The sequence below is a fragment of the Janthinobacterium sp. Mn2066 genome (genome assembly GCF_049319705.1).
Classification (GTDB): domain Bacteria; phylum Pseudomonadota; class Gammaproteobacteria; order Burkholderiales; family Burkholderiaceae_D; genus Janthinobacterium.
Window position 1 is genome coordinate 449,341 of sequence record NZ_JBMOUF010000004.1, and the last position, 6,322, is coordinate 455,662.

Below are 6,322 nucleotides of genomic sequence, written 5' to 3' on the forward strand. Positions count from 1 at the left end.
TGGATTATCAATAACGAAGTGGCGAGTCCGTCAACAAGGAACGTTTCTACACGGTCAATGGCAGCAGTCGCCCCCCACCGTGCCCAGGCTTTGCAAGATCGGGCAGTCGGGCCGGTCATCGCCGTGGCACGATTGCGCCAGGTGGGCCAGGGTGTCGCGCATTTCCGTCAATTCGGCGATGCGCTGGTTCAGGTCGGCCACATGGGACAGGGCAATGTTCTTCACATCGGCGCTGGCGCGCTGGTTGTTTTGCCATAGGGACAGCAATTCACGGATTTGCTCCAGCGAAAAACCCAATCCCCGCGCCCGCTTGATGAAGCGCAAGGCATGCAAATCATTCGGCGTATAGACGCGGTAGCCGGCATCGGTCCGCGCGCTGGGCTTTAATAAGGTGATGCTTTCGTAATAACGTATCATCTTTGCCGATACGCCTGTTTCGCTTGCTGCCTGGCCGATATTCATTTCATGACTCCTTGGTTTGTGCGCTGCGCGCTGTCCAGCGGCGCAGCAACAGGGCATTGCTGATCACGCTGACCGAACTGAAGGCCATCGCCGCGCCCGCCACCATGGGGTTGAGCAAGCCAAAGGCGGCCAGGGGAATGCCGATCAGGTTATAAATGAATGCCCAAAACAAATTCTGCCGTATCTTGCTGTAGGTGCGGCGCGAGATATCGATGGCGTCCGCCACCAGGGCCGGGTCGCCGCGCATCAGGGTAATCCCTGCCGCATGCATGGCCACATCGGTGCCGGTCGACATGGCGATACCGACATCGGCCGCCGCCAGCGCGGGCGCATCGTTGATGCCGTCGCCCACCATCGCCACCGTCGCGCCCTCGGCTTTCAATGCAAGGATTTTAGCGGTTTTATCGGCAGGCAACATTTTCGCGGCCACCACGTCGATGCCCAGCAGCGTGCCGACCGCATCCGCACTGCCCTGGTTGTCGCCGGTCAGCATCACGGTCTGGATGCCGAGGCCATGCAGGTGGGCAATCGCCGCCTGTGCATGCGGCTTGACCTGGTCGCTGAAGGCAAACAGGCCCAGCAATTGCGTGCCTGAAGACAGCCAGGAAATCGTGTTGCCCGTGTTTTCCAATACGTGCGCCTGGGCTGCCAGCGGCGCCAGGTCCACATTCAATTCCTGCATCAGGCGCGTGCTGCCCAGTTTTAGCTCCAGGCCATCGACCTGCGCCGCCAGGCCGCGGCCAGGCAAGGCGGACAAGCTGCTGGTCGGCAATGGCGTGATGTTGCGCGCAGCCGCCGCGTCCAGCACGGCGGTGGCCAGGCTGTGCTCGCTGCCGCGCTGGATGCTGGCCGCCAATTGCAGCAGGCGGACTTCATCGATAGCGTGCGCATGCAGGGCGGCCAGCGCAGGTTTGCCCACCGTCAAGGTGCCCGTCTTGTCGAACACCACGGTGGTAACGGCATGCGCCACTTCCAGCGCTTCCGCATCCTTGATCAAAATACCATAGCGGGCCGCCACGCCCGTGCCGGCCATGATGGCGGTCGGCGTGGCCAGGCCCAGTGCACACGGACAGGCAATCACCAGCACGGCCACGGCATTGATGATGGCCGTTTCCAGCTGGCCCGTCGTCAGCCACCAGCCCAGCAGGGTCAGCAGCGCCAGCACCAGCACCACGGGAACAAAAATGGCGCTGACCTTGTCCACCAGGTGCTGGATCGGCGCCTTGGCTGCCTGTGCATCTTCCACCAGGCGGATGATGCGCGACAAGGTCGTCTCGCCGCCTACCGCCTGGGTGCGCACCAGCAGCAAGCCATCGGCATTGATGGCGCCGCCCGTCACCTTGTCGCCCACATGCTTATCGACCGGCAAGCTTTCACCGGTGATCAGGGACTCATTGATCTGGCTGGCGCCTTCCACCACCACGCCATCGACGGCAACGCGCTCGCCGGGACGGATCACCACCAAGTCCCCCACTTTCACGTCGGCAACCGGGACATCGCTATCGTGCCCATCGCGGCGCACGCGGGCCGATTCCGGACGCAATACCTGCAGGGCGCGGATGGCCGACGCCGTTTGCCGCTTGGCGCGCGATTCCAGCCATTTGCCCAGCAATACCAGCGTAATCACCACGGCCGCCGCTTCAAAATACAGGTGCGGCAACATGCCGTACGCCGTCAACCATTGGTAGACGGACAAGCCATACGCGGCGCTGGTGCCCAGCGCAACCAATAAGTCCATATTGCCGCTGCCGGCCCGCACCGCCTTCCAGCCTGCCTTGTAGAAGCGCGCGCCAAAATAGAACTGCACCGGCGTGGCCAGGACCAATTGCAGCCAACCGGGCAGCATCCAGTGGATGCCTGCCCATTCGAGCAACATCGGCAACATCAGGGGGAATGACAGGATGGCGGCCAGCACCACCTTGAGGCCGTCGCGCGAGGGCGCGCTGGCAGGCGCATCCGATTGCTTGCTCACCGGCACGGATGCCTCGTAGCCCGCCTTGGCGATGGCGGCGATCAGGGCCGCCGCATCGACGTCGCCCGTGATCTTGATACGCGCGCTTTCGGTGGCCAGGTTGACGCTGGCGCCCGCCACGCCGGGCACTTTTAACAGGGCTTTTTCCACCCGGCCCACGCAGGAGGCGCAAGTCATGCCGGCCACGTTCAAATCGATATCACGCTGGGCCACCGTGTAGCCGGCCTTTTCCACGGCCGCCTGCAAGGTGGCAAACGGGATGGCGGTATCGGACAGGACCCTGGCCGTTTCGGTGGCCAGGTTGACACTGGCGCCCGTCACGCCATCGACTTTCAACAGGGCTTTTTCTACCCGGCCCACGCAGGACGCGCAGCTCATGCCTTCGATGGCCAGCGCCTGCGCATGGGCAGAGGAAGAAGAGGGAGAAGCAGAGGACGACGATGCGGTCTGGGTCATGGCAGATCCTGTACGATAGATGAACTAATAGGTACAGGATCTGCTATCCAATGATGGGAAGGTCAAGCCTTATTTAATTATCATAACAACATCAACGTACCACGCAATCGATCACCGCCGCATTTTTGCCTGCCCCGCCCGATCCCGCTGCACCGCCTGGTGCAGAAAATGCAGGTGGCGGCGTGAACTGGATGTCAGGGTGCGATGGGATGATGACCGGTGGCTGCAGTATGCCGGGCGTAAAGCCGAATTGCCCTGCCGCAAAATTCTGCGCGCCCCCCGTGTTACTGACGTGAATCATGCCCTCGATCACTTGCACATACAGGCCAGGCGTCAGGCTGCTCGATGCGGCCGATGACGGTAGCGCCGGGGCTGAAGACGCGCCGACCAGGGTCGCCGTGAACGTGGTGCCGCGGATGCCGATGGTCGCCGATGGGGTCTTCATCTCGAAACGTTCCTTGTTACGCTTGCCCAGCAGCCCCGTCACCGAACGCAAGCCGCCCTTGAGCAGGCTGAACACGGCGTGGTCGCCATCGGGCTGTTGCGCTTCATAGGCGAACTGTTCGATGACGAAACTGGTATTCGGCTTCAGGGTGATTTCGCTATTATCGATCAGCTTGATGAGGGCATAGGTATCCTTTTCCGTCAGCAAGGTATCGCCGGACTCGACTTCGGACTTGATGGCCAGGATCTTGACCTTGCCATCGGCTTTCTTGGCAAGCAGGGGACCGCTCAATTGCATCACCGTGCCCGCCACCTGCCCGGCCCAGGCCTGCATGCTCGCGCACAGCAGGACCAGCCACAGTACAGCCTTAATTGCAGTACATTTTTTTAGTGCCATCATTGAATTTATTTCCTGTTGATTGATCCGCCGTCGCCACTTCCTTGACGTCATCCTTTTTCTTGTCGCCCGCCGTCGTGTTCGTCACCGTCGGCGCCAGGGAGGCGTTGGCGCGGTCCGCCTGTTTGATGATGTTCAGCGCGTCATTGATGGCCGTGGTCACGCCTGGCGGGATCACGGGAGGCACAGTCGCAGGCAGGAAGATGGCGTCAGGCATGGACACGGTGCCGCCAGGCGCCAGCAAGCCGACGTCGCTGCGCTGGCGATTGATGCGCACGCCGGAGGTGCCCGTGATGCTGCCCGTCCTGGCCAGCACGCTCATGCTGGACGCGCCGGGCACCGTAAAGCTGGCGTTGCCGCCGAAGCGCACATTGTTGCCGGCGTTGATCGCCAGGTTGCCGCCGCTATTGACCGCGGCGCCGCCATCGAAGCTGATGTCGCGCCCGGCATTCAGGCTGACATTGCTTGCCGCATTCAGGCGGGCGCCATCCGCCAGGGCCACATCGCTATCGGCCGTGATGCTGATAGCGTTGCCGCTAACAACGCCATTGAGCGTGACGGGGCTGTGCGACGTCAGTGCAACATTGCCAGCATGGCCGTCGATATTGCCCGCCGAAATGCCACCCGTATTCTCGATGGCAATATTGCCGGCGCCGCTGCTGATGGTGCCCAGGGTCAAGGTGCCTGGCGCCGACGTATTGTTGAGCACGATACCGCCTGCGCCGCTATTGTTGGCAGTAAAGTTCCTCACCTGATTCGCCGTATTGCCGAGCACCGTGCCATTCGCCGATTGCGTGCTCAGGCTGGCCGCGACGATGGCGCCAGTCTGGCCGATGGCGCCGTTCAGCGCACTCAAGTGCACATCGTTCGCCGCCAGGCTGGCAAAGCGCAGGTCGCCGTTCGCCTGGTTGATAAGCAGCTGGCCGCCCAGGTTGATGGCGCCGGCCGTCTGGCTGAAACTGTTGCCGATGGCCAGGTTTCCGTTGCCGCTCAGCAAACCACCACTTTGCGCGTAGCGGTCGGCCGACAAGCTGCCGTTCAGCAACAGGTTGCCGCCCGTAATTTCCAGGCCTGCGCTACCGCCGAAGACGGAATGGTCTTGTGCGTTCTCGCCCAGGCTCAGGCTGCCGCCCGTCAGCAGCAAGCCGCTGGACAGGTTCAGGTTTTTCAAGATCGTGCTGCCGGCCGCCGCGTTATACGTGACGATGCCGTTGCTGTGTGAAAAGTCGACCGCCAGCACGTTTGCCCCTTCCGGCACCACGCCGCCATCCCAGTTCGCCGCGTCGCTCCACAAGCCATTGCCGCTGCCTATCCAGGTGGACAACAGTTTTTGCGAAATCGTCGCCCGCGCCGTGCCGCTCGTTGTATTCAAGACATAATTACCCGCATCGGCGCCTGTCAGGCGGAAACCGCCGGCCGTCACCAGCTTGTCCGCGCCCGCATTCTTGTCGGCAAAACTGCCGCTGCCGCCCACTACGCTGACCACATCCTGGCCCAGCAGACCGGACACCGAAGCATGGACGGCCGCATTGGTGGTGCCGTCATACACCTTGTTGCTGGCAATCACATCCGTCAGGTTCAAGGCGGCTGGCGTGATGCTGGCCAACAAACCGGTGGGCAAGACCACGACATAATTGCCGGCATCCTGGCCAGTCAAGGCGACGCCGTTGAGACTCACGGCCTTGCTGGCGCCCACGTTCTTGTCAGCAAAGCTGGCATTGCCCGTCAGAGCCAGCACGTCGCCGGCCACCCTGTCGTCGCCCAGCACCACGCTGGCCGCCGTACCGCCGTCATAGACTTTATTGATGCCAGTTGCCGACACCTGCAAGACGCGCGCCGCGATATCGGCGGTGGTGCTGCCGCTATGGCTGCCGAGCACATAGTTGCCCGCATCGGCGCCCGTCACGCCGACGCCATTCACGCTGACGGTTTTAGCGGTGCCAGCATTCTTGTCGACAAAGCTGGCATTGCCGGCCACCGTCAAGGCGTCGCCCGCGATACGGTCATCGCCGATGATCACGCCAGCCGAGGTAGTGCCGTCATAAGTCTTGTTGATACCCGTAAAGTTCAGGTTCAGCGTACGGGCCGCGATATCGGCCGTGGTGCTGCCGCTGTGGCTGCCGAGCACATAGTTGCCCGCATCGGCGCCCGTCAGACCGACGCCATTCACGCTGACGGTTTTGCCCGTGCCCGCATTCTTGTCGGCAAAGCTGGCATTGCCAGCTACCGTCAGGGTGTCGCCGGCGATGCGGTCATCGCCGATGGTCACGCCAGCCGAGGTAGTGCCGTCATAGGTCTTGTTGATGCCCGTAAAGTTCAGGTTCAGGGTACGGGCCGCGATATCGGCCGTGGTGCTGCCGCTGTGGCTGCCGAGCACATAGTTGCCCGCATCGGCGCCCGTCACGCCGACGCCATTCACGCTGACGGTTTTGCCCGTGCCCGCATTCTTGTCGGCAAAGCTGGCATTGCCAGCTACCGTCAAGGCGTCGCCGGCGATGCGGTCATCGCCGATGATCACGCCAGCCGAGGTAGTGCCGTCATAAGTCTTGTTGATGCCCGTAAAGTTCAGGTTCAGCGTACGGGCCGCGATA

4 protein-coding genes are annotated in these 6,322 nt (G+C 62.4%); all 4 read right to left on the reverse strand.

What is annotated here, in order from left to right; translation table 11 throughout:
* Positions 1–54: 54 nt before the first annotated feature.
* Complete coding sequence (cueR, locus tag ACL9RI_RS10570) at positions 55–462, reverse strand: Cu(I)-responsive transcriptional regulator (protein ID WP_183740684.1); 408 nt, start codon at positions 460–462, stop codon at positions 55–57.
* A 1-nt stretch (position 463) separates the two neighbouring features.
* Positions 464–2,890: a heavy metal translocating P-type ATPase gene (locus tag ACL9RI_RS10575; protein ID WP_422726515.1), complete on the reverse strand. Its 2,427-nt coding sequence runs from the start codon at positions 2,888–2,890 to the stop codon at positions 464–466.
* A 91-nt stretch (positions 2,891–2,981) separates the two neighbouring features.
* Entirely contained in the window at positions 2,982–3,668 is a 687-nt protein-coding gene (locus ACL9RI_RS10580) for a FecR family protein (protein ID WP_422726516.1), read from the reverse strand.
* Between the two features lie 34 nt (positions 3,669–3,702).
* The coding region (locus ACL9RI_RS10585; protein ID WP_422726517.1) for a beta strand repeat-containing protein at positions 3,703–6,322 on the reverse strand (2,620 nt) is incomplete at its 5' end.